Origin of the sequence: Cytobacillus sp. FSL K6-0129 (assembly GCF_038007625.1) — a bacterium.
Classification (GTDB): Bacteria; Bacillota; Bacilli; order Bacillales; family Cytobacillaceae; genus Cytobacillus; species Cytobacillus kochii.
Map to the genome: position 1 here is coordinate 3919662 of NZ_JBBOXM010000001.1, position 25372 is coordinate 3945033.

A 25372-nucleotide genomic window follows, 5' to 3' on the forward strand; every position below is an offset into this window, starting at 1 on the left:
TAATAATATTGTAACTTCAATTGATGTTAATTATGATATACCATAAATAAGTAGATACATAATTATTTCAAAGTGATTATTGCTTGCTAAAACTCATAGAAAGTCCTATCTAAGATTGGTATTAGCAGCTCTTATTAGAGTGTTGATATAGACAACCATTATAATGAGGAGGAATTCTATGTTGAAAAAGTCGTTGCTGTTCTCTTTGTCTCTTGTTTTATCATTGCTTGTTTTTCAGTATGATTTCTTACCTGCTTCTGCTTTGCCTCCAGATTTGCCATCCAAATCTACTACCCAAGCACAACTTAATTCGTTAAATGTACAAAATGAGGGATCCATGAGTGGCTATAGTCGAGAAAAATTCCCTCACTGGATTAGTCAAGGGGATGGTTGTGATACAAGACAAGTAATCCTTAAGCGTGATGCCGACAATTATAGTGGTAATTGTCCAGTGACTTCAGGTAAATGGTATAGCTATTATGATGGCATCACTTTCAATGACCCCTCACAATTAGATATTGACCATGTCGTTCCACTCGCAGAAGCATGGCGTTCTGGGGCAAGCAGTTGGTCAACTGCTAAAAGAGAGGACTTCGCCAATGACCTCAATGGACCACAACTCATCGCAGTATCAGCCAGCTCCAATCGTTCCAAAGGTGACCAAGATCCATCCACATGGCAACCACCTCGTGCAGGTGCAAATTGTGCTTATGCTAAAATGTGGATCAATACAAAATACAATTGGAGTTTGCATTTGCAGAGTTCTGAAAAAACAGCTCTTCAAGGAATGCTCAATAGTTGCTCCTATTAAACAATCAACCAATGAAAGGAGTCAATTAAATGGATACAATCTCATCTGTGTTTAAGGCAACTCATGGTGTTATGACTACTGAGGTTGGTGTCATCAGTGGGGATCTTGAATTACGAACGACATCTGACAAAGAAGGTAACCTCACTCTTGCGATTACTTATGTAGATGCGGATGAATGGTACACACTTCCAGGGGGAAACTATCAGTTACATGACACTCGGGACCATGATGTGATACACCGGATGTTAATTGCAGTATTAAACAGGCAATAATCATAAATGTAATGTGGCGTTCTTGAATGTGGAAGTCGGCGTGAAGGTATTCAAGCTTTAATTAAATTGAAGGATAGCCATATTCAATAAACCATGGAAAGGAGTACCGATGTTTAATTTGCTAACTGAAATAGAAGGACATCCTTGTTCAATAGATAAGGGAGAAATAAAAGATTTCAGAATGAGGAAAATAATTGTAAAGAAAAGTCCGAAAACGATGAGTGCTGTTTGTCAGTTATTCGCCGCCGTGGATATCATTAATGAAGAGTCTAGTATGATGGTCTATCCAATACCTGATGAACAGGCGAGATTGCTTGTGATGGAGATGGCTGCTCCTCATTATGAGGAAATAAAAGAAACCATTATTGCTGGACGGGTAAAGGAAATGAATTTATTTCATTTGAAACCAGAATCAAGGATCATTATAGAAAAGCATCTCCAAAAGAATGGGTATCCGGCTATCCAAGATTTATATAGAAGAAAACGAATAAAACTCTCAGATACACCACAAAAAATAAAATATTATCTCATCAATAAAGAGAAAATCGCACAATTAAGCTCAAGAGAAACGGAAGAAGTTTTCTCCTTTTTTCATGCAACCTTTTTTGTTCAACAGGAATCGATTCTCCTTCAGCCTACTGGTTGGCAACTAGAGGATGAGTTAATCACATCTTATACTATTCGCACATTTAGTAGAATGGCTGGAGATCTCGTTCTTTGGGTAAATGAAAATTCGAATGATGTAGTTGGATTAGAAGTGTATCGTAATAAAATTCCACTTCCAATTGTTTCTAATTTAAGCTAATATGAATGAGATAATAGATAATAGATAATAGGAGAAGATGCTTATGTTTAACCGTAATCGTAATAAAAACGTAGAAACAGTTGACCAAGAAGTGGAAATAGATAATATTTATACCATATTACCCCCTCCAGGTACGATTATTGCTGAAGCAACAGAAGAAGAAATGGAGCAAGCAGCCGAATTAGAAATACGTCATATGGCTTTTATGAGATTACAAGAGATGTATGTACAGTTCGATGGTTCTTCTTATAAAGAATTATTGCAAGATTTCCAAGAGTTCGAAAGAGATTCAACAAAGTTTTGGAGAACAGTAGCAAAAAGACTGGCTGTTCCTTATGAATGGCCGATTAGAATTGATCATGCCAATGGCCCCATTTATATAGGTGAACATGAGGTAGTTGTCGAAGAAGAAGAAGAATAAAATAACTTGTTAGAGATAACCTATTACCTTCATGGATAATAGGTTTTTTTTGCGGATGGCAGAAATAATCATAGTAAATGGACAACTAATCACTAGATTAATCAGGTCGCCTTACTTCTACATTTTATTGTGGAGGATTTTTAAGGGTTAGAGTAATCCAGTAATCTTTGTATAATCATTCATTATATGCATTTTGACGTTAGTTGATTAATTTTGTTAAAATTAATGTTAAGATTGTTTTATAAATGTCATTCAAAGTAAAAGTTGAATGTGTTACTGTATAAGGAGGAAACGAAAATATACAGTTTAATAGTATAAATATTAATAAATAAGAATAGGTGGGGGAAACAACAAAGAGTATGCATACGATAAAAATAACCAACAACAGTGAGCAATTAGTTGAGTGTATAGAATACGAGCAGGAGAAAGATTTTCATAGAGTCTTAGAACAATTTAAAAATAACCCAATTTATAAGGAATGCTTATTGGAAGAATCTAAGGGACAAAGGGTAGCGAGTTTAAAAGTGGATAGTGTGAATGGTAACATCCATCCTAACTAAGCAACTCTAGAATTGAATGAAAGTTCTGAACAAAGAATAAGCATCAGTTATTGTTTGAGGCAACAATAACTGATGCTTATTCTTTATTTCGTGTAGCGGTGATTACCTATGAAAAAGCAGATCCTACTCATGACGTTGACTTCTTCTTCGTTGTGACAAACAAAGCGACTAAGCAAAAGGCGGCAAATATGTTGAAACTAAAAGGATAGGAAGTCATTTCAATGGATATACCGGCGAGATAGGAACCTAATGATTGCCCGATTCCCAGTGCGAAAAAGGATAAACTTACTCCTAAAGCCGGCAAAACGGGAAAAATCCTCGTGGCCCAGACAATACATAGTCCCGTGAGGAAAACGTAGGTACTGCCAAATAGAAAAGCTGATAGGTAAATAGCCACAGCGCTTGGAATTGTTAATAGAAAGATAGACGTTGCTAGTAAAAAGACAAGTAATCGGTAAGACAGGGACAATCCCAGTTTTTGAATAAAGTTTCCTGAAACGCCTCCAAGTATGCCAGCCAATCCTATGATCATCCAGAATATCACACTTTCATTGATTCCTAGTCCATAGCTTGAAGTTATGAAGCTTCTTGAAAAAGTCCAGTAAATTGAAGAACTTCCGCCGATTAAAAGGGAAGCAACTAATAAATATTTAGCTGTTTTTATAGCAGATAGATATTTAATATTGTTATCTGATACCGATTCCTTTTTCTCATCAGGAGGAAGAGAAAAATGATTCCAAATCAATACAAGAGCAGCAATAACAGCAAATAGTAAGTAAGCTAATCGCCAATGATCAGTCAATAAAATAACGATGGGTCCGGTCAAAATAATACCAAAGCTGGTTCCACTATTGATCCATGTGTTTCCTTGGTCGAGCTTTTCTTTTGATAAAGTGTTTTGCACCATTTGACTTAATGCTGGAGAAGCTAATCCACTACCTAAACCAGCTATAAATAGGCTTATATTTAAGTATAAAATAGATGGCGCACTAGCCATCCCTAGTAGTCCAAAAACGGCTGTAAAACCAGCAAAGAGATTCACTTTCCGGTAGCCAAAATGTTTAATCAATAAGGCTGAAAGTAATAAAGCAAGTGCATAGGCGATAAATGCAATGGAACTCCCTAGCCCAGCTTCACCTTCACTCATGCCCAATGTATTCGAGATATTTGGGAGAAATAAGCCATAACTTAAGCGGGCAAGTGCATATGTGACAGCAATCATTGCTAATCCAGGTAGTATTACTTTTCTCATGTTTATTCACCTCATTCAAATAGATATAACGTTCATTATATTTTCTTGAAATAAAGAGCGAGACCCTCTATTCCGAAAACAAACTCGATACTGAATGATGAAATTCTGTTGCTACAGTCTCTATAGCAAATACTTCTGCCAAAGCGGTAGCTCCTTCAAATAACAATTCAAGCCTTAGTGCCTCGTTGCTATTCAATCCTTTACTTGTGAAAAAATCAATGAGCCGTCTTTTATGTTGTTCGGTAAAACTGACAATCTCACCATTAAATGAAGGTTCTAAAGAATACTCCTCTTTAGCCCGCAGAAACATACAACCATTTGAACCGTTTATTCTTAACCAATTGATGTGTGCCTCGGCTAATCGAATAGCTAAGTTGCCCTGATTGGATATGGCATTTTCTAAAATGTCAAAATATCTTTCTTCTCTTCTACGTAATACTTCTAAAATAAGCGCTTCTTTCGATGCAAAGTGGTTGTACATTGTCATAAGAGCTACATTAGATTCTTTAATAATTTGTTTTAAGCCAACTGTATGAAAGCCGTGCTGATCAAATAATTTCTCTGATTTTTCAAGTAATTGCTCTTTCTTTTTACTCATTTACCCACACATCCTTTAGATATAACGTTCATTATATAAATAGTAAACCATTAAAAGGGGTTTTTCAATTAAGCTGATTCGTTTGGATAAAGGAGGTAGGAACATAACAAAATGAGCTAAAATCAAAAACGAACAATTACAAATTATGATTTATAAAACTCCTTTTACCAAAAATTCCATTGCCCTCGCGTACACTTGCTTCCCGCGGGGAGGGGCTTGAGCCTCCTAGGGCATTACCTGCGGGATCACAAGCTCCCCCTCTATTTCCCACAGGAGTCGAGTGTCTTCCGCTCCGGTCCACTATTTACTTCATATAAAAAGATAAATTACAAAAAACCCGAATGATTAGCTGTTAGATATACCTAATCATTCGATAAATCCTTAGCTAGCATACTGATATCCTAACCTCTTTTCCTTCTTACTTTTCTTGCATTCTTTTTACATTCTCTGAATGATACGGTGAATCTTTTACTTCATTTACTACACTAAATGGATTACCATCTATATCGAAAAAATCGAAGAACGCCATCTCTCCCATATGTTGAATATCAGTCGTTATGACTCCATTTTTATTAAAATACTGATGAACTGTTACGATGTTATCCACGACAAAATTATAATAGGCGTTTTTTTGGTTATCTTGTATAGTGAATTCCGTCGGTTGTGGACGATTCACTTTGATTAAAGCTAACTGAGTTGACCCAGTAGGTAAATAAAATCCCGCGCCCCCTTCCCAAACGTCAATTTTCGTCGCACCTAAGTATTTTACGTACCATGAAGAAGATTTTTCAATATCTGACACAGGAATAAAAATGCTACCGACTTTAAACATAGGTTTCCTCCTAAAAAATTGGCTTAATTATAATAATAATACAAAAAGTGAAATATTTTAAATTTTTAAATATCAATTGATTTAAATATGTATGATTATCTATTCGGTGTAGATGATATGAATGAAGATGTATGTTAAAATATACGAACAATTGTTCTTTTTAGGAGGATTATGATGAGAAAAGTAGTACTATATATTGCTCAAAGTTTAGATGGTTATATCGCAACAAAAGAAGATTCACTAGATTGGTTATTTAGTGTGGAGTCAGAAGGAGATAATGGCTACGGTGAGTTTATCAACGGTGTGGATACAATCTTAATAGGAAAGCGTACGTATGATTGGGTAATGGAACAAGAAAAGGGAGAATTTCCATACAAGGATAAGGAATGTTTTGTGTTCTCCCGATCAGTGAATGAAGATACGGAATATGTGAAATTTATTCATCCAGATATTAAAGCATTTACAAATCATTTGAAAAATGGTGAGGGAAAAAGCATATGGCTAATCGGTGGGGGTGACTTACTTTATACATTCTTACAGGAAAATCTTATAGATGAAATGATTGTTACTGTTGCACCAAGAATCATTGGTGAGGGCATTCCCCTTTTTAAGGCAGGTGATTATCAATTCAATCTTTCTTTAATAAGCACGAGAACCTTTAATCAATTTGTTGAATTACATTATGTTGTGGAAAGGTAATGTTTCGAGAATTAATGTTCTGTCAAAATCATTCAATCGTGTTTAATTAAAAAGGTTTTGACAGTATTAATTGTATTTTTTCCGGCACTTGTGAAGGTAATGATATGGCAAAAAGAAAATGTTGAACCATCTGACATAGTATAAGTGCCATCCGCTGACGCAAGTTTTCCATGGGTGATAATTCGCTCAATATGTAGAGATAAAACATGATTATTTTCAGTGTTAGCAAAGAAATGAAATAGGCTCTCTTTGCCAATGATTGACTGATGGTTCACTCGTTGCCATTGGATATCCTCTGACAAATAGTGAGAACCTTGGGAGGGATCTTTACGAGCAAAAGCATGTATCATTTCTTTAATCGTCTCTTTTTTTGGTGCATTGCTACAATCTTTTGGGTAAGTAAAGGTAAAGTCCATTATACTTTCACTCCTTTTTATGTATCTTACCGGATTTTTTGTCTGATTGACAAATCTATGGAGAACATAATATAGTTATTATTAATAAAAGAAGGGAGGATCATTAAAAATGACTGCAAGTATGAGATTACGCCACGTTACTTTGAACAGCTAATTGAATAATGTTCAAAGGCTCTGTTTTCATAAACAGGGTAAACGGGAGTAGTCTGCACATTTTTAATGGTTTTCATCGTGATAATTTCGAACAGAAAACGCAGATTGTCTGTGTTTTTTTGTTATCTCTAAAACAAATACCACCATATACGTTTACCCTAAACACAGACAACCGAGCGCGTCTGTGTTTTTTTATGATCACATTCCTTTAATCACTCAACTAAAGGAAGTGGCAGCGTGGGACAATTAACATTAGAAATAAAAAATATTGAGGTGACATATCTAGATCGTATTATTTTAGAGATTCCTTACTTATCAGTCTACCAGTATGATCGAATTGGGATTGTTGGGAAGAATGGTAGTGGTAAAACGACCCTATTAAAGCTTATGTATGGGGATATCTATCCTTTAAAAGGAAGTGTGAGTAAACAGATTGACTTTGGCTACTTTGAGCAAAAAGAAGTGCCGGAAACAAGGCAAGCAGACGGAGAGTTATTATCAAGGTTATCCGTACCAAATGAGGATGTGAATCATTTAAGTGGTGGTGAACAGACACGATTAAAACTTGCTCAACTTTTTTCCACCTATTATGAAGGATTGCTTATCGACGAACCGACAACCCATCTGGATAGTGAAGGCATAGATTTTTTAATAGATGAGCTTATGTATTATTACGGTTCGCTCATTATTATTAGTCATGATAGATACTTGCTCGATCAATTGGTAACAAAAATATGGGAAGTTGAAGATGGACACGTAACAGAATATGTGGGCAACTATTCTGACTATGAGTCACAGAAACAACTAGCTCACAATCAGCATATTCAAGCATTTGAACAATATAAGAAAGAAAAACAAAGATTAATTCAAGCAGCGGATGAAAAAATGAAGCAAGCAGAAAAAGTGAATCAAGCCAATCGTTCAATGTCGAAAAAAGAGGCAAAAGCAAAAGCGAACCGAATGTTCATGACGAAATCAAAAGATACAAGTCAAAGGAACATTCATCGTCAGGCGAAGGCAATAGAACAAAGAATAGATCAGTTAGGAGAGGTAAAGACACCGGAAGTTGATCGTGTGCACCACTTCCCACAATCAAAAATTCTTCAAATGCATAATAAATACCCAATAATGGGAGATAGAGTCTCTTTATCTGTTGATGGCAAACGATTATTAACACATGCCAGTTTCCAGTTCCCATTAAGAAAGATCATTGCCATTGAGGGAAGGAATGGTTCCGGTAAAACGGTTTTACTTAAACATATCGTCTCCAATGGGGATGGAATAGTTCTATCTCCTAATGTATCATTTGGTGTTTATCATCAGCATAATTATTTATTAGAAGGTGTACAAACGGTTTTAGCATTTATGAATGAAAACAGTGTATATGCTGAAAGTAAAGTTCGTACAGTCCTTCATTCTATGGGTTTTGAAGGGAATGACTTGCAGAAATCGGTAATGACCTTAAGTGGTGGAGAATCAACCAGACTTGTATTATGTCAGCTATTTTTAGGAAGTAATAATGTACTCATCTTAGATGAACCAACCAATTTTCTAGATATAAGAGCCATACAAGCATTGGAAAGTTTTCTTCATGCATATGAAGGGACTGTACTGCTGGTAAGTCATGACCGAACTTTCGTGAAAAGAGTGGCGGATCATATTTTTAAAATTGAAGAGCAACAAATAAAACAAGTGAAATAAAGGAGAGATAAAAATGGATAAAAAAGAAGTGAAAAGACTAGCTAACAAACATGGATTAATGATTGATGAGGAAGAAATTAAAATAAATGAATCAGGTATGGATTTCTTAGTTGCACATGTTGTGGATAAGGAAAATAATCAGTGGATATTACGTATACCACGCCGTGAAGATTCAATGACTCGTTCAAAACAGGAGCATGCGGTACTTGAAGTACTTTATAAACATACGAGCATTAAAGCACCGCATTGGGAGGTTTTTACGAATGATTGTATGGCCTACAAACAATTAGACGGTATACCAGCTGGCACAATCGATCATGAGATACAAAACTATGTTTGGAGCTTCGATAAGGAAAGTGATTTGACAAGGTATCACGCAACGTTAGGTGAAATACTGGCAGAACTTCACCGAACGCCGATCCCCTATGTGAAAGATATTGGTATTAAAATTTTTAATAGTTCCCAAGCAAAAGAGGAAATGAGTTCAAGAATGAATAAGGTAAAGGAGATTTATGGGGTAAGCGATGAACTTTGGAGACGTTGGCAGAAGTGGTTGGCGAATGATCGCCTATGGCCCAATCATACAGGATTGCTTCACGGTGACGTGCATCCAGGGCATATTCTTGTGAATAAAGAGAAAGAGGTAACAGGATTGATAGACTGGACTGAAGTAGCTGTCGGTGATGTATCTATAGACTTTACTTCTCATTATTTAATTTTTGGAGAAGAGGGGTTAGATGCAGTCATCTCAGCTTATGAAAAAGCGGGCGGCAGGACATGGCCATTTATGAAAGAGCATATCATCGAACTTGTCAGTGCAGCAGCCGTTGGAGTAGCTGAATTTGCTCAACTCTCTGGCTTGGAGGAAATGGAGAAGATGGCAAAAACGATGCTTGGTGTAGATGGGGATAATGAGGAGAGCAGCAAATAAATCCTAGAGATACTCAACAAGCGAGCAAAGACTGTGAAAAGATTTGCTCGTTTGTTTTTACTATCATTCGTTTGAAATCTACAATCGTCATTTGAAAACAGGGTGAAGCAACATACGACGATTATCCGTAGGTGATCCATAGTTGAACTGAACCATTAAGAATAATGAAGGTAATAGAAGAATAATGTCGAATCCCACATAGGAAGAACAGCAAATGGAGGTTTTTCGGGTGGCACATTTACTCTATCAACTCTGTATTCAGGGCGAGATCACACAAATCTATCAACAATTAATAAGAAAGGAGCATCGTACTGCAGAAGAGGAAGCCATGTTGAAAAGTTATCAACAGCGCTTCTTTCAGAAGAATGAACCTTTTCAACATGTTGATAAGTGGATAGCAAATGTAGTTAATTGTTATCACAGCTATTTTATAGATGTTTTAACTAGGAGAAAAGATGTTTCTCAAGCGGAAAGTGATCTATTAATAGGTTTAGGTAAATCAACATTTAGCCATGCTCAGTCGATGGAAGAAATAGAAGAAGAGCTGAGACAAATATTTAAAGAGAAAGGCTATTCATTCGTCGGAGGAAGGACATTTCCACATTATGGTCCATATATTTGGCAAACTACAGAAAGTAAAAAGGTAGATGTTGAACTTTTAAATGAAATAGAAACGGTTCAAGTATTTTTCCTCGATGATTTTTTGATGCTGGGTTGGCTAGACTATGCCACTTTTGGAGAAATAGGAGCAGGTGGATGGGCATCGAAGGAAGGGATCTATTGTATACTTCCTCGCTATAGAGAATATTTAAATGAAGATCAGTACCTCGTTTCATTTTTAAAGCATGAAGCTCAACATATCAACGATTATAAACATTATCCGAATTTAAGCGGGAAGGAGCTGGAGTATCGCGCAAAATTAATCGAGCTCATCTATTACTCAGACCATCGTTTGCTAGAAAGGTTAATCCATCAAGCCATAAATAATGATATTCCACATAACTATGCATCTTACCAAATCATGCAGCAACTATCTACATTCTTTTTCAAGAAAAATGAACAAAAAGATATGGATAAATGGTTGAATATACATTATAAGGAAATCTGTCAATATGGGAGAAAGCTATATTGTCAACATACAGATATGTTGAAAGGGTTAAGGACAGGAGGTAAGAACAGTCTTTAAAAAGTTAGCTTATTTTATTATTTTATTTAGCTGGGTTGTATTATTTAGTTATTTCTATAACCTTTTGATGCCAAAGAGCTGGCTTTATCTAGTCATTGGTATACCAGCCCTTTATTTTAGTACAAGTTTTTTAATAGATAGAATGAAAGGTGAAAAAACTCCTTGAAGCGAAAGGTTTATGATTTTTATTCCAATGCTTGTAGGTCATCGACAGTAATAAATCGATAGCCTTCTTTCGTTAAAGCTTTTAAAATTTCTTCGATCACTTGAAGTTCGTCACCAGATTGATCATACATTGGATGAAGGAGAATAATAGAACCAGGGTGGATTGCTTCTAATACATAGTCGATTTTTTCCTCTGGTGTAGTGAAAAAAGTATCAGGTTCAATATTCCATGTAATCGTTTCTTTTTCTTGTTGCTTGAGATAATAAGGTAAGAATACTAATTTTTTGCCGTTTGGTGGTCTAAAGTCTATCTCGCCTTTATATCCCGCTTCATGGATGAGTTCATCGGTTTTATCAATTTCCTCTTTAATAAATGTCGGTGACTTGAAAATCATTCTTGCATGTGAAAATGTATGATTACCAACTTGATGATCAGCTTCAATAATTGCTTTCGTTTCTTCGGGAAACTTCTCTATATCTTGACCAATCAGAAAGAAAGTGGCCTTTGCATTGTATTGTTCCAATAAGTGAAGAACCTGTTCCACATTTTTAGTTGGACCATCATCGAAAGTAAGAGCAACTACTTTTTCATCGGTTTCAATGCTATTTGTTATGTTTCCGAATAATTGATATGATCTTGCATTCATTAATTCATAGCTACCGAATAAAAGCAAACAAAGTAACAGTAACGACAAAAGGATTTTAAGATATGTTTTTTTTCTCACATTACTATTTCCTCACATTTTAGATTTCATTAGTCTTGATTATAACAAAAAAATGAAAAAGGACTGAAACTATTTCCGTGTAGATCCGTATAACATAGTAGAACATTGCAATAACGAAAGGGGATACTCCATGGGAGAACTATTTATATTCTCACTTATAATCGCTGTGGTAAGCGCAGTTATTTTGTTTCCAATCTTATCTTTATTTCAAAAGGGGGAAGAAAAGAAAAAAAGCCCTTCAATTAACGGGTTCCTTTTTATCTTCATTCTCCTCTTTATTATTATCTTTAGTATTTACTACTTCACTAATTTAGATCGCAATATGAATGGTCTTGTTATCGGTTTAACAGTGTTAGCTGTACTTGGCGGTTTCTTTGCTAAAGGTATAGAACGTAAGGTTAAATTAGTACTAGGTTTAATAGGTATCATAGCTATCGCTTATATGTCTTTCGCATTTGTCTTTAATGCAGATAAGAAATTTGAAAAAGCACAAATGCAGGTCGAAGAAGAAATTGAAACATTTGATGAGAATGAAACACCAGCAAGTGTGCCGCCTGATTTTGCTCGTAATAAAATGAAGAAAGCTTTTGGGCAAGTGCCAAACACGAGCTATTATGAACTTGGGAGTTTACAAATACAAAAAGTAGATGGGCAATATGTGTATATTGCACCAGTAGAATTTTCCGGTTTCTTTAAATGGATACAAGGTGATACTACACCAGGGTATTTTACTGTAAGTGCAACAGACTCTAGTGCCAATCCAAAGTTTATTAAATCGGAAATGGCTTATACACCATCTTCCTTCTTAAACAAAGATATTTATCGCCAGATTCGAATGCAATACCCTGATTATATTTTCTATGGTGATGTGCAATTAGAAATTGATGATGATGGTAAGCCTTTTTATATTCGCACCTATGGTGAATTTATTAGCGCAAGAAACGGTTTTAATCCATTGGGGATAGTGATGGTTGACCCGTTAACAGGAGCTGCTAAGCAATATAAATTAAAAGATGTACCTGCTTTTATTGACGGAGCTGTTTCGCCGGAGACAGTTAGCTTGCATAATAGCTACTTCGGAAAATATGTGAATGGCTACTGGAATAGTTTATTTGGAAAATCTGATGTGAAGTTACCATCAGATGAAGGTACAGAAGCGAATGTGAGTCCTATTTTTGATGAAAAAGGCGATATGTATTATTTCACTGATTTCACCAGTCCGAAAGAGGGCGTTGACTCTATGCTAGGATATTCTTTGACGAACTCTCGAACAGGTGAAGCGACTTATTATACGGGGAATCTTGAAGAGTCTTATATGGATTCTCAAGGGGCATTACAAATTATCGAAAAGAAATTCATTGAGAAAAAATGGTATGGTAAAATGCCAATCCTATATAATTTCTATGGTGAAGCAAGCTGGTTAACACCGGTATTAGATACAAATGGCTTCTTGCAAAACTATTTTATCGTTTCAGCTGCGAATCCGGAAATTGCTGTTTATGCTAGTACACCAAATGATGCATTGAAGCAATATAAAACAGCTCTACAACGTGGTAGTGGAAGTGTTGAAGGAAGCTCTAGTGCTGAAGAAGTCCAATTAACAGGAAAAGTAGTTAGGGTATATAAAGAAAGAGTAGGGGAATCAACAAACGTATCCTTCCTTTTGGAAGATGGTAAGAATTTCATTGCCTCTACTGAAAACAATCCGCTAGCGATCTATTTGCAAGAAGATGATGAAGTAGAGATGACCTATTTAAATACAGGTGAAATGTTTTTACCTGTTAAAGAAATGACCATTAATGGATTAGAATAACAATGCTTTACTTAAAACGTGCACAATTCTGTTATGAAAACAGAATTTGTGTGCGTTTTTTTATTTGGTAGCCAATTTCATCTATTTAACCATTGTCTAACTATTTTTTACTCTTTCTTTAGTGAGGATGGTTTTTCACCCGTTATTTACTAAATTATTTTATGAATAACAAATTTATAGAGGATTAATAGGTTGAAATCGAGGAATTTAGGAAAAATAAGTATGCAGTAACTGCCTGAGACATTATAAAAGAGATTTGCCGTTTAGAGAAGAGAACATGGGACTCCGCCCATCCTGAACAGCTCGCTATGGGATTTCTTTGTTTTGCTACTGCTTCATGTGTGAACAAAATTTTGTTACGCATCATGCAAAAAAGGGGAGTCGAAAGGATTGGAATTGTTATTACCATATTTAGGTGTATTAATCGTTATCATCTGTCTTGAAGGATTACTTGCTGCTGATAATGCGGTCGTATTAGCATTAATGGTCAGTCATTTACCTGAGAAACAACGGAAAAAAGCCTTATTTTATGGCCTAGTTGGTGCAATGGTTCTTCGTTTCGGGTCATTATTTATTATTTCTTTCTTAGTGAACGTCTGGCAAGTTCAAGCCTTAGGTGCGATATATTTATTAATCATGTCAATTAAAAATCTATATACTTGGTTGAGAATGAAAAAGAACAATCATTCTCAACAACAGGAAGAAGTCATAGAAGAAGCTACTCAGAAAGAGTTTTGGTGGACTGTATTTAAAGTAGAATGTGCAGACTTAGTCTTTGCCATTGATTCTATTTTAGCTGCCGTTGCTTTAGGTGTAACCTTACCTGAAACAGATTGGGGTCATATTGGTGGACTGAACACAGGGCATTTCCTTGTTGTATTTATTGGTGGACTGATCGGTGTCCTTCTCATGCGTTTTGCTGCTAATATCTTTGTTGATTTACTTCATAAACGTCCGAACCTTGAGGGGGCCGCTTATCTGATTGTCGGTTGGGTAGGGATTAAGCTACTAGTGATGGTTCTATCCCACGAAGACATTGCTTGGTTACCTGAAGGCTTGGCTCATTCTGCACCTTGGCAGGTGATATTCTATGGTATTCTTGTTGCTATCGGGGCAATTGGTTGGTTTTCATCTAAAAGGCAAGCAGAATAGTTTTATTCATATTCGCTTATTCGTGAGTGCTAATTTTTCGTTGAAACAGAATACGAAGGAGATTTTTTTGTTGAACAACTATTTGCTGAAATTTTCCTGAAATAACACTAAGGTAGTCCATATAAAACCATTCTTGATTTGGGCTATCTTTTTTGTGCTTACAGTTGAGACAAAGAAAAAATTAACAAATAATTTCAAAATAACACTAGATTTTTTTTTCATTCCATCCTATAATGAAAATGATTCTCATTATCAAACAGAATCTCTGAATGAAAATCGTTTTTTATATGGGAATGTTAGTGGCAGCAACTGTAGGGAAGGTTGAATAGTAATGAGTGAGAAGCATCTTTGTATAGGGTTATCATTATCACCTACTTGGTTAAATGGCTGGGGTTGGCGCAAAAAGGATAGTAGTGCAGAACGTATATTTTCTGCTGATTTTTACATAGAGCTGACGAAAAAAGCAGAAGAATCAAAGTTGGACTTTGTATTCAAACCAGATGCATTATTTTTGCATCCAGAAAGAGTCAATATATCACCAGCGATGGGAGGATTAGATCCGACATTGTTGATGACGATGCTAGCAGAGCACACAAGTCAGATTGGATTGGTCACAACTGTTTCGACTACTTTTAACCCACCATACGTGATTGCAAGGCAATTACAGACACTTCATCGGTTAAGTGAAGGAAGAGCAGGGTGGAACATTGTCACTTCTATTGAAGGTGGAGATAATTTTGGCCATAAGAATATGCCTTCTTCAGAAGAAAGATATAATCGTGCGAAAGAGAGCGTAGATGTTATTCGTAGGTTGTGGAGGAGTTACCCTGCTGAAGCTTTATTAGTTGATCGGGATGAAGGGATATTTGCTGATAAAGATAAAATTCATCCAATTGATTATCAAGGTGATTTCTATGATGTGAGAGGACCGCTGAATTTACCTGCTCATCTTGCTGGAGAATTACCATTATTTCAAGCAGGTGCTTCTGATGCTGGGCGTGAGTTTGCTTCTGGTGTAGCATCAGGAATCTTTGCTGCCACACCTACAATCGAATCAGCGATAAGTTATCGTCAAGATTTGCGCAATCGTGCAAAGTCAAAAGGTAGAAAAGCTGATGATATTGTTGTATTACCAGGATTATCACTTTTCTTAGGAAATACAACTGCTGAAGCAAAAGCGCTTTATCGTGATGCTTTTGCACATCTAAGTCTGGAGCAACAATTGGCAATGGTACGGCGTATACTGGGCCTGGATCTGAGTGGATTTGCTAAAGATGACAAAGTAACTGCAGCGCACATACCGCATAATGATCGACAAGTGTATAGCAAAACACATGCAGAACTGTTAAAAGATTACATTATCAAAAATGAACCAACAGTTCAGCAATTACTATCAAGGCCAGAGGTTATCAGTTCGGCTCATTGGATAATCATCGGCACAGTCGAGGAGGCTGCACAGCAGATTGAATACTGGCTGGATAAAGGAGCAATGGATGGTTTTATTGCTTTACCAGGTGGTTCAATAAGGTCACTACAACTATTTTTCGATAAGCTGCTACCATTACTTGTAGAAAAAGGATTGTTCAGAGAAGAGTATGAAAGTAATACATTTATAACAAATCTAACAAAGAAGAAGAACTAGAAGGAGAGAAAAATAGTGAATAGAAAGTGGATGTTAGCTAGTTTAATGATGTTCATCATGTTAGTATTAGCCGCTTGTGGTGGAGGTAGTAGTGAAGAGTCAAATGCTTCGAACAAAGAGGAAGATGATGCAAAAACCGAAGAAAACAGTGAAGATGGTACAAAAACAATTGAGTACTTAGGTAAATCATACGAAATCCCTGCTAATGCAGAGCGAATCGTAATTACTGGTGCCATGGAAGCAATGGAAGATGCGTTAGCATTAGATGTACATCCAGTGGGTGCTATTTCAGTTGGAGGAGAATTTCCTGAAATTTATACTTCTATCACAGATAAAGCTGAATCTATCGGTGAAAAAAGACAACCGAACTTTGAAAAAGTGCTTGAGTTACAACCAGATGTTATTTTAGCAACATCTAAATTCCCTGCAGATGTAACAGAGAAATTAGAGAAAATTGCTACGACTATTCCTGTTTCTTATATCTCTACTGATTGGGAAGCAAACTTAAAGTTAATGGGTGAGATTTCTGGAAAAGAAGATAAAGCAGAAGAAGTATTAAATGCATATAAAGAAGATGTAGAAACTGCAAAAGCATCTATTGCTGGAGAATTAGAAGGTAAAAAAGTAGCAGCTGTACGTATCCGCGCAGGTCAAGTATTTGTTTATCCACAAGATGTATTCGTCAATCCTGTTTTATATAGTGAGTTAGGATTAGAAGTACCAGCAGAGATTGAAGCAGCAGAGAACCAAGCACAACTTTCAATTGAGCAGTTAGCAGATATGAATCCAGACCACCTATTCATCCAATTTGCTGAAAGTGAAAATGCAGAGGCGAAAAACGCTTTAGAAGATTTACAAAACGATCCTATTGTGAAAAACATTACGGCATTTAAAGAAGATCAAGTATATGTAAATACGATTGATCCACTATTAGAAGGCGGCCCTGCAAATAGCCGTGTTGAATTTTTAAAAGCATTACAAGAAGATTTATCTAAATAATATCGCAGGAATAAGGAATATCATCAAAAGATGATAGTACTCTAGCAGTTATTGTCCCATATACACACCATCCATATTTTTTTTCGCTCTCGCCTATGGACCCCCTTTCCGACGTGCTGAGCTATATATCCATTATGGACAATAATTGACTAGATTACCTTTTTCTATATAGAATTTCGAGGCCACCCAATATTTTGGGTGGCCTCATTTGTCTCCGCCGGTATTTAATCATTTTCTAAAAAGAAGGCGTGTTTGCAAGTCACTCAGAAAGTAATCCGGGGATGAGCGCTTCGCAAAAGATGTTTGCAGGTCACTCAGGAAGAAACTCGGGGATGAGCGCTTCGCAAAAGGTGTTTGCAGGTTACTCAGAAAGGAAACTGCGGATGAGTGCTTCGCAAAAGGTGTTTGCAGATCACTCAGAATGGAAACTGCGGATGAGCGCCTCGCAAAAGGTGTTTGCAGGTTACTCAGAAAGGAATCCGTGGATGAGCGCTTCGCAAAAGGTGTTTGCAGGTTACTCAGCAAGAAACTCGGGGATGAGCGCCTCGCAAAAGGTGTTTGCAAGTCACTCAGAAAGGAAACTGCGGATGAGTGCTTCGCAAAAGGTGTTTGCAGATCACTCAGAAAGGAAACTGCGGATGAGCGCCTCGCAAAAGGTGTTTGCAGGTTACTCAGAAAGGAATCCGTGGATGAGCGCTTCGCAAAAGGTGTTTTCAAGTCACTGAGGAAGAAACCCGGAGATGAGCGCTTCGCAAAAGGTGTTTTCAAGTCACTCAGCAAGAAACTCGTGGATGAGCGCCTCGCAAAAGGTGTTTTCAAGTCACTCAGAAAGAAACCCTGAGATGAGCGCCTCGCAAAAGGTATTTGCAGATCACTCAGAATGGAAACTGCGGATGAGCGCCTCGCAAAAGGTGTTTGCAGATCACTCAGAATGGAAACTGCGGATGAGCGCCTCGCAAAAGGTATTTGCAGATCACTCAGAAAGAAACTCGGGGATGAGCGCTTCGCAAAAGGTGTTTGCAGGTCACTCAGAATGGAAACTGCGGATGAGTGCTTCGCAAAAGGTGTTTGCAGATCACTCAGCAAGAAACTCGGGAATGAGCGCCTCGCAAAAAGTGTTAGCAAGTCACTCAGCAAGAAACCCGGAGATGAGCGCCTCGCAAAAGGTGATCTGAGTATAATTTTTATCTTTGGAACAAGTTCCAAATAAATGAAGCCCGTAATTAATAGTTTCTTACTATAGAAAAATTATATAATGATATTAATTTATTATTACTTATTTTACTATATTTACAATTATCTGGATTATTAATCATTACAATGGTAAAGATCGTTGCTCTTAAAAAATTATTCGAAAGTATAAGCGACGAAACAGACAGTATCTTGAATCTACCAAGAAATAATTCGCCATTTAAATAAGACCACAAAAAATATTAGCAGGGTTTATATATTACGAAGTGAGCGAACTATTTTACAAGAATAAAACCCGAGTACGCAAGGTACCCGAGCAATTAATTCTTTATGATTCAACGGGCACACCGTTAAATGGTGTATCACTCAATTTGATCGAATCTGTTGGACATCCATCGATGGCGTCTTCAACGTCAAAGAGGAGATCTTCAGGTATTGGTTCATTTCCTTGGTTATCATCGAGAATGACAAAAGAGATTCCTTCGTCATCATAATCATACACATCTGGAGCGGAAGCACCGCAAGCGCCACAAGCAATACAAGTTTCTTTGTCTACAATCGTATATTTGGCCATGATATAACCTCCAATAAAAGTTTAGATACTAATTATAACTAAAAAAATACGGTTAACTTAATAATGTTATATACGGAATGATAATTGGATAATTATGATTTGTCAAATATTTTAGAAATAAATAATTTACGGTTATAACCTTAATTACCAATGTTTTTGACTTATTATAATTATATTAACTCTATTTTAAAATATCTGATTTTTATTTACATTTAAAAAATTATGTGATAATTTAAGTGAAAATAAATATAACTTTTTTACGGTTGTAAACTTGTAAAAGGTTATATTTATATATGTTTTTTAAATGAAAGCGTTTTAAAAACAGGCTTTTTCTATAGAAGGCTAGTGCTCAAAAGCTTTTTTACAAAAATACTTACACAATCTCCACATAATAACACTGCTCAATTGAGGTGTTTCAACGATTAAAATAATTTACTTATATGAGTAGCTATCAAAAAGAAAAAGCCACAATAACCAATAAGGAGATAAAAAGATGATTCTACACAAAGCTGAAACCTTTAGTAAGTCTGAAATGGAAGCGCTACAGTTAGAAGGATTAAAGAAAACTGTGAATCGAGTATTTGAACATGTCCCTTTCTATCAAAATAAGTTTCAAGAATTAAATATTACTCCGAATGATATCCAAACGCTTGATGATTTAAGTAAACTTCCTTTCACAAAAAAATCCGATTTAAGAGATAACTACCCTTATGGCTTGTTTGCGGTAGAGATGAAGGATGTCCTTCGGGTACATGCTTCATCTGGAACAAGTGGGAAACCAACGGTAGTTGGTTATACTAAAAATGATGTTGATAACTGGGCTGATTTAGCTGCTCGTGCGATTGCCTTAGCTGGTGGTGAACCGGATGGCATTTTCCAAAATGCCTATGGCTATGGGCTATTTACTGGGGGATTAGGGATTCATTTTGGTGCAGAAAGGTTAGGAATGGCGACAGTTCCGGTATCTGGTGGCAATACCGATCGCCAAATAATGATTATTGAGGATTTCAAACCGACAGTGATTGCAGGTACCCCTTCTTATATTTTGAAAATTGCAGAAGAAATGAAAGCGCAAGGCAAAGATCCAGCTAAGAGTTCCTTAAAATATGGCATTTTTGGTGCAGAACCTTGGACAGAAGGTATGCGTAAAAAACTTCAAGAGTTGTTCGGTATAAAGGCAAGTGATATTTACGGATTAAGTGAAGTGATGGGACCAGGTGTAGCGATGGAATGTCATGAAGAACAACAAGGTCTGCATATTGCTGACGATCATTTCTTGGTAGAAGTAATCGATCCTGATACGTTAGAACCAGTAGCTGAAGGAGAAATCGGCGAACTTGTTTTTACTAGTTTAACGAAGGAAGCGTTTCCAATTATTCGTTATCGTACAGGAGACTTAGCTTCAGTAAAATCTGGTACTTGTTCTTGTGGTAGAACAACGAAAAAAATGTCTCGAATTAAAGGGCGAATCGATGACATGATGATTATTCGCGGTGTAAATGTATTTCCTTCTGAAATCGAGCATTATTTATTACAAATAGAAGAATTGGCACCTATCTATCAAGTACATTTACTCAATGATGGTGTACTGGATAGTGTAGAACTTCATGTAGAAATGGATGAAGTTATGTATCAAAAATCGAACGGTGTCGATTTAGAGGGATATACTTTAGGTTTAATGAAAAAAGTCCAGCATTCCATGAAAAATAACTGTCTAGTTTCGATGAAAGTTAAAGTACATCCACCAAGGAGTATCCCGAGATCAGAAGGGAAAGCTGTTAGAATCGTTGATAAGCGACAAGTCGAAGTCATCTTGTGAAAAGATTAAAATGAATAATCAGAAAAATAAATTTGCTTTATAACATAACTATAATATATAATATCGTTATATAAACGTTATATAAAATATAAAATAACTCAAAGAAGAGAGGGAAGGTAGATGAGTAGTTCAGTTGTAGCGGAGACAGAAGAACAAAAGTATGAACAGTTTATGGAACGGATTAATCGCGGTGAACAAATCGAAGCTGATGATTGGATGCCTGAAGATTATCGCAATGCATTAATTAAATTGATTTCTATGCATGGAATCAGTGAGATTATGGGAGCGCTTCCAGAGAAAGAATGGGTACCTAAAGCCCCGTCTATACAAAGAAAACTCGGCATCATGGCAAAGGTACAAGATGAAATGGGGCATGGCCAATTACTATTGCGTGTCGCTGAAGACTTACTTAAGCCTACTGGCAAAACACGAGATGACATTATGCAGGATCTTTTTACAGGAAAATTGAAATTTCACAATGTATTTCATATGCCGGCACCGAGTTGGGGAGATGCAGGTTTAATTGGTTGGTTAGTAGATGGTGCGGCTATCATTACACAGACCAATATGCTTAACAGTTCGTATGCACCCTATTCAAGAGCATTGCATCGTATTTGTGCGGAAGAAGTCTTCCACGCTCAACACGGTGAATCGATTATCATGGCATTAGCAGAGGGAACAGAGGAACAAAGAGAAATGGTGCAAGATGCTGTGACAAGATGGTGGGAGTCACTTCTGTTATTCTTCGGACCCCCAAGTTCCCAAGTAGGCAAGTCAAAACAAGATATTACCATCAAATACAAAATCAGACCAAAAACAAATGAAGAATTGCGTCAAGCGTTCCTCACAAAATATGTACCTAGAATTCTATCTCTTGGCTTAGAGATTCCTGATCCAACCATCCGTTTTGATGAAGAGAAGCAAGAATGGACCTATCAACAACCTGATTGGTCGAAATTAAAAGAAATCATGAAAAATAATGGTCCTAAATCTCAGGAACGCTTAAATCTTCGCCGCGTATCTTACGAAAATAATGCTTGGGTGCGAGAAGCATTAGGTCAGATTAGCTAAAGGAGGAAGTCAGATGGGTAGTAATGAATTTTTTCAAGAATTCGAAGTATTTAGTAAAAAGACATCAAAAGCAGCCTTTCAACATCAATTTAGCTTGCTTGCCCCTAATGCTGAAATGGCTATGGTTATGGCACAAGAGAACTTTTTGCGCCGTGAACCTGTAGCAGATATTTGGGTGGTTAATCGTAAAGAAATTCGTGGTTTAAATTATGAAGAAAAGCAGATGTTGAACCGGTTAGATAATAAGGAATACAGAACAACAAAAGGGTATGGCTACTTAAAGAAAAAATGGCGCCATTACGAGCAACAAATGTTAGATGAAAAAGAGATTCTATCATGGGGGGAGAAGTAAGATGAGCACAAATGCAGTGGAAATGACACCAGCGCATAAAGAAGCACTTGCTGAGCTTTTATTTCAGCTTGCTGATGATGACTTTCTCCTATCTTACCGCGGTTCAGAATGGCTAGGGCTGGCGCCTCATATTGAAGAAGATGTTGCTTCATCTTCCATCAGTCAAGATACGATGGGTCATGCGAAAATGTATTTCGGTTTACTAGAAGAGCTGGGGTATGGAAAGATAGATGATCTAGCACATGGACGATCGGCGAAGGAAAGAAAGAATAGTATATTAGTAGAACGCGAAAATGGTGCAGGCTACTATATGGAAACACCAAGATATGATTGGGCATATGCAGTTGTTCGCAATTATTTCTATACGCTAGCAAAAAAAGTGAAAGTAGATTCATTGAAAAAAACCACCTATCAGCCACTAGCTGAAGTAGCCACAAAAGTTAGCATGGAATTGTTTTATCATCATATACACTGGAGGACATGGTTTACGCAATTATTGTCTTCATCTGACGAGGCTAAAGAGCGTATGAACAAAGCAATTGAAGGAGTAATGGCTGACTTTGGTGATGTTTTCTCTTATGGTAATGCATCTCAAAGCTTTAAAGAATTTGCTTTAATTGAAGATGCAACGGTATTAAAACAAAGATGGGAAGCAGCACTTGAAGAAGTAGTGAAAGCGCTTCATATCGAATCGCCTATCATACAGCAACCAGATCGAAATGGACGTTTAGGGGAACACACTGAGGAACTTGACCGGGCGTTAAGTACGTTATCAGAGGTTTATCGCCTCAATCCTGCTGTTCCTTGGTAAGACTTTTTAGAACATGTGAGGAGGAATAGAGATGTATCAACCGACTTTAGTAGCTGAAAAGGACATTATGGAAGCGCTTGAATTAGTTCAGGACCCTGAAATTAGCACAGTGAGTGTGGTAGACCTAGGGATGATCGAGGGTGTAAAAATACATGATTCGCATGTATCGATTACGATGCTTCCAACCTTTTTAGGGTGTCCAGCACTTGAAATCATCAAGAAGAATGTGGTCGAACAAATCCAAAGTGTAGCGGGGGTAGAAGCAGTAGAAGTATTATTTAAAACTGCACCTCCATGGACTTCAGATCGCATTACAGAAAAAGGACAAAAAGGACTAAAGGCGTTTGGTATTGCTCCACCTCCAAAGCATTTTACAGAAGACGGTTCTTGGCATGTGGATTGCCCCTATTGCGGATCAACCTATGTCACGCTTGATAATATATTTGGACCGACAGCTTGCAGAAGTATTTTATATTGTAAATCATGTAAAAATCCATTTGAAGCAATGAAACCAATTTCAAACTTAATGTAAAGGGGAATATAAACAATGGTCAAATTAATCGCATTTTACAAGCAACCTGAAGATAAGGCAGCATTCGATGAGCATTATTACAATGTACACGTGCCAATTACTGAAAAAATTCCTGGATTACAAAAAATGAAAGTAACAAAAATGGTCGGTACACCAACCGGAGATGAGCCCAAATTTTATTTAATGTGTGAAATGTACTATGAAAATCATGAAGCATTGAAAAATGGTATGAAGTCACCTGAAGGTAAAGCATCAGCGAAAGATGTAATGGGGTTTGCAGGTAAACTGGTTAGCTTTGCTATCGGTGAAGAAGACGAATGAGTGAATACGCGTTTATAGAAACAAAAGTGGAGGATTATATTGGCATCATTGAGCTGAACCGTCCGAAGCAATTGAATGCTCTTAATCGTCAAATGATGAAAGAAATTGTTCAGGTAATGGAGCGTTATGATCAGGACGATACCGTGAGAGTCATCTTACTCAAAGGCAAAGGAAGAGCTTTTTCAGCAGGCGCAGATATTGACGAAATGTCGAATGATGATCCCATTCATCTAGAGCTGCTAAACCAATTTCAAGATTGGGATCGTCTTTCAGTGATAAAAAAACCGATTATCGGCGCTGTACAAGGCTTTGTTTTCGGAGGGGGATTTGAACTGGCCTTAAGTTGTGATGTATTGATTGCAGCTGAAGGTACGGAATTCTCCTTTCCTGAAGTTAATCTTGGTGTGATGCCAGGTGCTGGAGGTACACAGCGTTTAACCAAACTTGTAGGTCGCACGCTCGCATTAGAGTGGATATGGAGTGCGAAACGTATTCAAGTAGAAGAGGCGCAATCTCATGGCTTTGTAAATAGAATTGTATCTGGCGAACTATTAGAAGAAGAAACATTAAAGTTTGCGAAAATGATTGCAGAAAAGCCGCCACTAGCCATCCGCCTCATTAAAGATTCCGTTAATAAAGCGGTTGATTATTCTTTATATGAAGGCATGCAATATGAGCGAAAAAACTTCTATCTACTCTTCTCTTCAGAAGATCAAAAAGAAGGAATGAATGCTTTTATTGAGAAAAGAAAGCCCAAATTCCACGGAAAATAGAAAGAAGGTTGGCAATGTTCAATACAATTAATTATGAATGTCATGAAGGAATCAGTTGGATCAAGCTGAATCGTCCCGATAAATTGAACGCTTTTATTGCAGAAATGAATCGCGAAATTACACAAGCAGTAAAGCTAGCGGGTAAAGATGAAAAAGTACGCTGCATCGTTATTACTGGTGAAGGTAGAGCGTTTTGTTCCGGGCAAGATTTAGCTGAGGTAAATGATGATACGAATCACGGTGATTTACTAAGAAATCATTACACACCGATGGTAAAAGCAATAATGGCTTGCGAAAAACCTATTATTGCGGCGGTGAATGGCGTAGCTGCAGGAGCTGGATTTAGTTTAGCTTTAGCGTGTGATTTCCGTCTTGCTTCAGAAAAAGCTAGTTTTATCAATGCTTTTGTTAATATTGGTCTAATTCCGGACTCTGGTAATTTACATTTTCTTAGCCATTTAGTTGGCCGAGCAAAAGCGCTAGAGATTTCTGTTCTAGGGGAAAAAATCCCTGCACAGAAAGCCTTGGAGCTGGGTGTGATTAATCGCGTCATTCTACAAGATACTTGGCAAAAAGAAGTAGAGGAATTTGCAATTAAATTAGCGAAAATGCCTACAAAAGCCATTGGCTTAATTAAAAGATACTTAACACTGGCAGAGAATCTCCCGCTAGATGCTTATTTAGAAAAAGAAGCAGAAGGGCAACGAATTGCTGGTTTAACAAAGGATGCAAAAGAAGGCGTTCAAGCATTTATAGAGAAAAGACAACCTGAATATATCGGACAATAAAATTAGG

General features: G+C 36.9%; 28 protein-coding genes. 22 read left to right on the forward strand and 6 right to left on the reverse strand.

The window, feature by feature from the left end:
• The first annotated feature begins 178 nt into the window (after window positions 1–178).
• The 4 genes from MHI57_RS19935 (at window position 179) to MHI57_RS19950 (ending at window position 2309) form a co-directional block, all read left to right on the forward strand.
• Window positions 179–811 carry an HNH endonuclease family protein gene (locus tag MHI57_RS19935; RefSeq protein ID WP_340978019.1) on the forward strand — a complete coding sequence of 211 codons (633 nt, stop codon included), beginning with the start codon at window positions 179–181 and terminating at the stop codon, window positions 809–811.
• Between the two features lie 29 nt (window positions 812–840).
• Window positions 841–1083, forward strand: a complete 243-nt coding sequence (locus tag MHI57_RS19940) for a hypothetical protein (RefSeq protein WP_322910094.1) — start codon at window positions 841–843, stop codon at window positions 1081–1083.
• A gap of 109 nt (window positions 1084–1192) precedes the next feature.
• Complete coding sequence (locus MHI57_RS19945) at window positions 1193–1888, forward strand: hypothetical protein (protein ID WP_340978021.1); 696 nt, start codon at window positions 1193–1195, stop codon at window positions 1886–1888.
• Window positions 1889–1931: 43 nt separating this feature from the next.
• Window positions 1932–2309, forward strand: coding sequence for a hypothetical protein (locus tag MHI57_RS19950; protein WP_322910092.1), 378 nt, complete (start codon window positions 1932–1934; stop codon window positions 2307–2309).
• Between the two features lie 687 nt (window positions 2310–2996).
• Here MHI57_RS19950 and MHI57_RS19955 read toward each other — a convergent pair.
• The 3 genes from MHI57_RS19955 to MHI57_RS19965 form a co-directional block, all read right to left on the reverse strand.
• Window positions 2997–4121, reverse strand: a complete 1125-nt coding sequence (locus MHI57_RS19955; protein ID WP_340978023.1) for an MFS transporter — start codon at window positions 4119–4121, stop codon at window positions 2997–2999.
• Between the two features lie 67 nt (window positions 4122–4188).
• A complete protein-coding gene (locus tag MHI57_RS19960) occupies window positions 4189–4719 on the reverse strand; it encodes a TetR/AcrR family transcriptional regulator (protein WP_307314878.1) in 531 nt (176 codons plus the stop codon).
• Window positions 4720–5137: 418 nt separating this feature from the next.
• Window positions 5138–5551, reverse strand: coding sequence for a VOC family protein (locus tag MHI57_RS19965; protein WP_095370479.1), 414 nt, complete (start codon window positions 5549–5551; stop codon window positions 5138–5140).
• 174 nt (window positions 5552–5725) lie between these two features.
• On the opposite strand from MHI57_RS19965, the gene MHI57_RS19970 reads away from it, so the two are divergent.
• Window positions 5726–6250: a dihydrofolate reductase family protein gene (locus tag MHI57_RS19970; RefSeq protein WP_307314872.1), complete on the forward strand. Its 525-nt coding sequence runs from the start codon at window positions 5726–5728 to the stop codon at window positions 6248–6250.
• 32 nt (window positions 6251–6282) lie between these two features.
• On the opposite strand, the gene MHI57_RS19975 is transcribed toward MHI57_RS19970, so the two are convergent.
• The gene (locus tag MHI57_RS19975) at window positions 6283–6666 is read right to left on the reverse strand and encodes a nuclear transport factor 2 family protein (protein WP_307314869.1); all 384 of its coding nucleotides are present in this window, start codon (window positions 6664–6666) and stop codon (window positions 6283–6285) included.
• Between the two features lie 390 nt (window positions 6667–7056).
• Between MHI57_RS19975 and MHI57_RS19980 the strand changes: the two genes are divergently transcribed.
• The 3 genes from MHI57_RS19980 to MHI57_RS19990 all read left to right on the forward strand — a co-directional run bounded on the left by MHI57_RS19980 (window position 7057) and on the right by MHI57_RS19990 (window position 10637).
• Window positions 7057–8520, forward strand: coding sequence for an Msr family ABC-F type ribosomal protection protein (locus MHI57_RS19980; RefSeq protein WP_307314868.1), 1464 nt, complete (start codon window positions 7057–7059; stop codon window positions 8518–8520).
• Between the two features lie 13 nt (window positions 8521–8533).
• A complete protein-coding gene (locus MHI57_RS19985; RefSeq protein WP_328198463.1) occupies window positions 8534–9451 on the forward strand; it encodes a macrolide 2'-phosphotransferase in 918 nt (305 codons plus the stop codon).
• Between the two features lie 229 nt (window positions 9452–9680).
• A complete protein-coding gene (locus MHI57_RS19990; protein WP_340978026.1) occupies window positions 9681–10637 on the forward strand; it encodes a hypothetical protein in 957 nt (318 codons plus the stop codon).
• Between the two features lie 185 nt (window positions 10638–10822).
• Here the strand turns inward: MHI57_RS19990 and MHI57_RS19995 are convergent, their stop codons facing one another.
• Entirely contained in the window at window positions 10823–11527 is a 705-nt protein-coding gene (locus tag MHI57_RS19995) for a polysaccharide deacetylase family protein (protein WP_322910087.1), read from the reverse strand.
• 130 nt (window positions 11528–11657) lie between these two features.
• Here MHI57_RS19995 and MHI57_RS20000 point away from each other — a divergent pair, with 130 nt between their 5' ends.
• The 6 genes from MHI57_RS20000 to MHI57_RS20025 all read left to right on the forward strand — a co-directional run bounded on the left by MHI57_RS20000 (window position 11658) and on the right by MHI57_RS20025 (window position 18308).
• Window positions 11658–13340, forward strand: a complete 1683-nt coding sequence (locus MHI57_RS20000; RefSeq protein ID WP_095370472.1) for a hypothetical protein — start codon at window positions 11658–11660, stop codon at window positions 13338–13340.
• Between the two features lie 390 nt (window positions 13341–13730).
• Complete coding sequence (locus MHI57_RS20005; protein WP_328198467.1) at window positions 13731–14492, forward strand: TerC family protein; 762 nt, start codon at window positions 13731–13733, stop codon at window positions 14490–14492.
• A 331-nt stretch (window positions 14493–14823) separates the two neighbouring features.
• Entirely contained in the window at window positions 14824–16134 is a 1311-nt protein-coding gene (locus MHI57_RS20010) for an NtaA/DmoA family FMN-dependent monooxygenase (RefSeq protein WP_340978027.1), read from the forward strand.
• A gap of 15 nt (window positions 16135–16149) precedes the next feature.
• Window positions 16150–17133, forward strand: a complete 984-nt coding sequence (locus MHI57_RS20015) for an ABC transporter substrate-binding protein (protein WP_328198470.1) — start codon at window positions 16150–16152, stop codon at window positions 17131–17133.
• 281 nt (window positions 17134–17414) lie between these two features.
• Window positions 17415–17858 carry a hypothetical protein gene (locus MHI57_RS20020; RefSeq protein WP_340978029.1) on the forward strand — a complete coding sequence of 148 codons (444 nt, stop codon included), beginning with the start codon at window positions 17415–17417 and terminating at the stop codon, window positions 17856–17858.
• Window positions 17859–17873: 15 nt separating this feature from the next.
• Window positions 17874–18308 carry a hypothetical protein gene (locus tag MHI57_RS20025; protein ID WP_340978031.1) on the forward strand — a complete coding sequence of 145 codons (435 nt, stop codon included), beginning with the start codon at window positions 17874–17876 and terminating at the stop codon, window positions 18306–18308.
• A gap of 344 nt (window positions 18309–18652) precedes the next feature.
• On the opposite strand, the gene MHI57_RS20030 is transcribed toward MHI57_RS20025, so the two are convergent.
• The gene (locus MHI57_RS20030; RefSeq protein ID WP_095370463.1) at window positions 18653–18898 is read right to left on the reverse strand and encodes a ferredoxin; all 246 of its coding nucleotides are present in this window, start codon (window positions 18896–18898) and stop codon (window positions 18653–18655) included.
• A gap of 493 nt (window positions 18899–19391) precedes the next feature.
• Between MHI57_RS20030 and MHI57_RS20035 the strand changes: the two genes are divergently transcribed.
• From MHI57_RS20035 to MHI57_RS20070, 8 genes are all read left to right on the forward strand, one after another.
• Entirely contained in the window at window positions 19392–20717 is a 1326-nt protein-coding gene (locus tag MHI57_RS20035; RefSeq protein ID WP_340978032.1) for a phenylacetate--CoA ligase family protein, read from the forward strand.
• Window positions 20718–20837: 120 nt separating this feature from the next.
• Window positions 20838–21788: a 1,2-phenylacetyl-CoA epoxidase subunit PaaA gene (gene paaA, locus MHI57_RS20040; protein ID WP_340978033.1), complete on the forward strand. Its 951-nt coding sequence runs from the start codon at window positions 20838–20840 to the stop codon at window positions 21786–21788.
• Between the two features lie 13 nt (window positions 21789–21801).
• Window positions 21802–22140, forward strand: coding sequence for a 1,2-phenylacetyl-CoA epoxidase subunit PaaB (paaB, locus tag MHI57_RS20045; RefSeq protein ID WP_095370460.1), 339 nt, complete (start codon window positions 21802–21804; stop codon window positions 22138–22140).
• 1 nt (window position 22141) lies between these two features.
• The gene (paaC, locus tag MHI57_RS20050; RefSeq protein ID WP_322910081.1) at window positions 22142–22951 is read left to right on the forward strand and encodes a 1,2-phenylacetyl-CoA epoxidase subunit PaaC; all 810 of its coding nucleotides are present in this window, start codon (window positions 22142–22144) and stop codon (window positions 22949–22951) included.
• A gap of 31 nt (window positions 22952–22982) precedes the next feature.
• On the forward strand, window positions 22983–23483 hold the full coding sequence (gene paaD / locus MHI57_RS20055) for a 1,2-phenylacetyl-CoA epoxidase subunit PaaD (RefSeq protein WP_340978034.1): 501 nt from the start codon (window positions 22983–22985) through the stop codon (window positions 23481–23483).
• Between the two features lie 15 nt (window positions 23484–23498).
• The gene (locus MHI57_RS20060; RefSeq protein ID WP_095370457.1) at window positions 23499–23804 is read left to right on the forward strand and encodes an EthD family reductase; all 306 of its coding nucleotides are present in this window, start codon (window positions 23499–23501) and stop codon (window positions 23802–23804) included.
• The gene (locus MHI57_RS20065) at window positions 23801–24577 is read left to right on the forward strand and encodes an enoyl-CoA hydratase/isomerase family protein (RefSeq protein WP_095370456.1); all 777 of its coding nucleotides are present in this window, start codon (window positions 23801–23803) and stop codon (window positions 24575–24577) included. Before MHI57_RS20060 ends, MHI57_RS20065 begins: the two co-directional genes overlap by 4 nt.
• 14 nt (window positions 24578–24591) lie before the next feature.
• On the forward strand, window positions 24592–25365 hold the full coding sequence (locus MHI57_RS20070; RefSeq protein ID WP_340978035.1) for an enoyl-CoA hydratase-related protein: 774 nt from the start codon (window positions 24592–24594) through the stop codon (window positions 25363–25365).
• Window positions 25366–25372 lie beyond the last annotated feature (7 nt).

What these genes read in the sequence shown, in the direction of transcription:
- paaB (WP_095370460.1), top strand. Translation starts at nt 21,802, where the DNA reads ATGGGTAGTAATGAATTTTTTCAAGAATTCGAAGTATTTAGTAAAAAG.
- MHI57_RS20000 (WP_095370472.1), top strand. Translation starts at nt 11,658, where the DNA reads ATGGGAGAACTATTTATATTCTCACTTATAATCGCTGTGGTAAGCGCA.
- MHI57_RS19960 (WP_307314878.1), bottom strand. Translation starts at nt 4,719, where the DNA reads ATGAGTAAAAAGAAAGAGCAATTACTTGAAAAATCAGAGAAATTATTT.
- MHI57_RS19985 (WP_328198463.1), top strand. Translation starts at nt 8,534, where the DNA reads ATGGATAAAAAAGAAGTGAAAAGACTAGCTAACAAACATGGATTAATG.
- MHI57_RS19940 (WP_322910094.1), top strand. Translation starts at nt 841, where the DNA reads ATGGATACAATCTCATCTGTGTTTAAGGCAACTCATGGTGTTATGACT.
- MHI57_RS19935 (WP_340978019.1), top strand. Translation starts at nt 179, where the DNA reads ATGTTGAAAAAGTCGTTGCTGTTCTCTTTGTCTCTTGTTTTATCATTG.
- MHI57_RS19970 (WP_307314872.1), top strand. Translation starts at nt 5,726, where the DNA reads ATGAGAAAAGTAGTACTATATATTGCTCAAAGTTTAGATGGTTATATC.
- MHI57_RS19965 (WP_095370479.1), bottom strand. Translation starts at nt 5,551, where the DNA reads ATGTTTAAAGTCGGTAGCATTTTTATTCCTGTGTCAGATATTGAAAAA.
- paaD (WP_340978034.1), top strand. Translation starts at nt 22,983, where the DNA reads ATGTATCAACCGACTTTAGTAGCTGAAAAGGACATTATGGAAGCGCTT.
- MHI57_RS20025 (WP_340978031.1), top strand. Translation starts at nt 17,874, where the DNA reads ATGAGCGCTTCGCAAAAGGTGTTTTCAAGTCACTCAGCAAGAAACTCG.
- MHI57_RS19950 (WP_322910092.1), top strand. Translation starts at nt 1,932, where the DNA reads ATGTTTAACCGTAATCGTAATAAAAACGTAGAAACAGTTGACCAAGAA.
- MHI57_RS20010 (WP_340978027.1), top strand. Translation starts at nt 14,824, where the DNA reads ATGAGTGAGAAGCATCTTTGTATAGGGTTATCATTATCACCTACTTGG.
- MHI57_RS20020 (WP_340978029.1), top strand. Translation starts at nt 17,415, where the DNA reads ATGAGCGCTTCGCAAAAGATGTTTGCAGGTCACTCAGGAAGAAACTCG.
- MHI57_RS20070 (WP_340978035.1), top strand. Translation starts at nt 24,592, where the DNA reads ATGTTCAATACAATTAATTATGAATGTCATGAAGGAATCAGTTGGATC.
- MHI57_RS19945 (WP_340978021.1), top strand. Translation starts at nt 1,193, where the DNA reads ATGTTTAATTTGCTAACTGAAATAGAAGGACATCCTTGTTCAATAGAT.
- MHI57_RS19955 (WP_340978023.1), bottom strand. Translation starts at nt 4,121, where the DNA reads ATGAGAAAAGTAATACTACCTGGATTAGCAATGATTGCTGTCACATAT.
- MHI57_RS20060 (WP_095370457.1), top strand. Translation starts at nt 23,499, where the DNA reads ATGGTCAAATTAATCGCATTTTACAAGCAACCTGAAGATAAGGCAGCA.
- paaC (WP_322910081.1), top strand. Translation starts at nt 22,142, where the DNA reads ATGAGCACAAATGCAGTGGAAATGACACCAGCGCATAAAGAAGCACTT.
- MHI57_RS20030 (WP_095370463.1), bottom strand. Translation starts at nt 18,898, where the DNA reads ATGGCCAAATATACGATTGTAGACAAAGAAACTTGTATTGCTTGTGGC.
- MHI57_RS20065 (WP_095370456.1), top strand. Translation starts at nt 23,801, where the DNA reads ATGAGTGAATACGCGTTTATAGAAACAAAAGTGGAGGATTATATTGGC.
- MHI57_RS19975 (WP_307314869.1), bottom strand. Translation starts at nt 6,666, where the DNA reads ATGGACTTTACCTTTACTTACCCAAAAGATTGTAGCAATGCACCAAAA.
- paaA (WP_340978033.1), top strand. Translation starts at nt 20,838, where the DNA reads ATGAGTAGTTCAGTTGTAGCGGAGACAGAAGAACAAAAGTATGAACAG.
- MHI57_RS20035 (WP_340978032.1), top strand. Translation starts at nt 19,392, where the DNA reads ATGATTCTACACAAAGCTGAAACCTTTAGTAAGTCTGAAATGGAAGCG.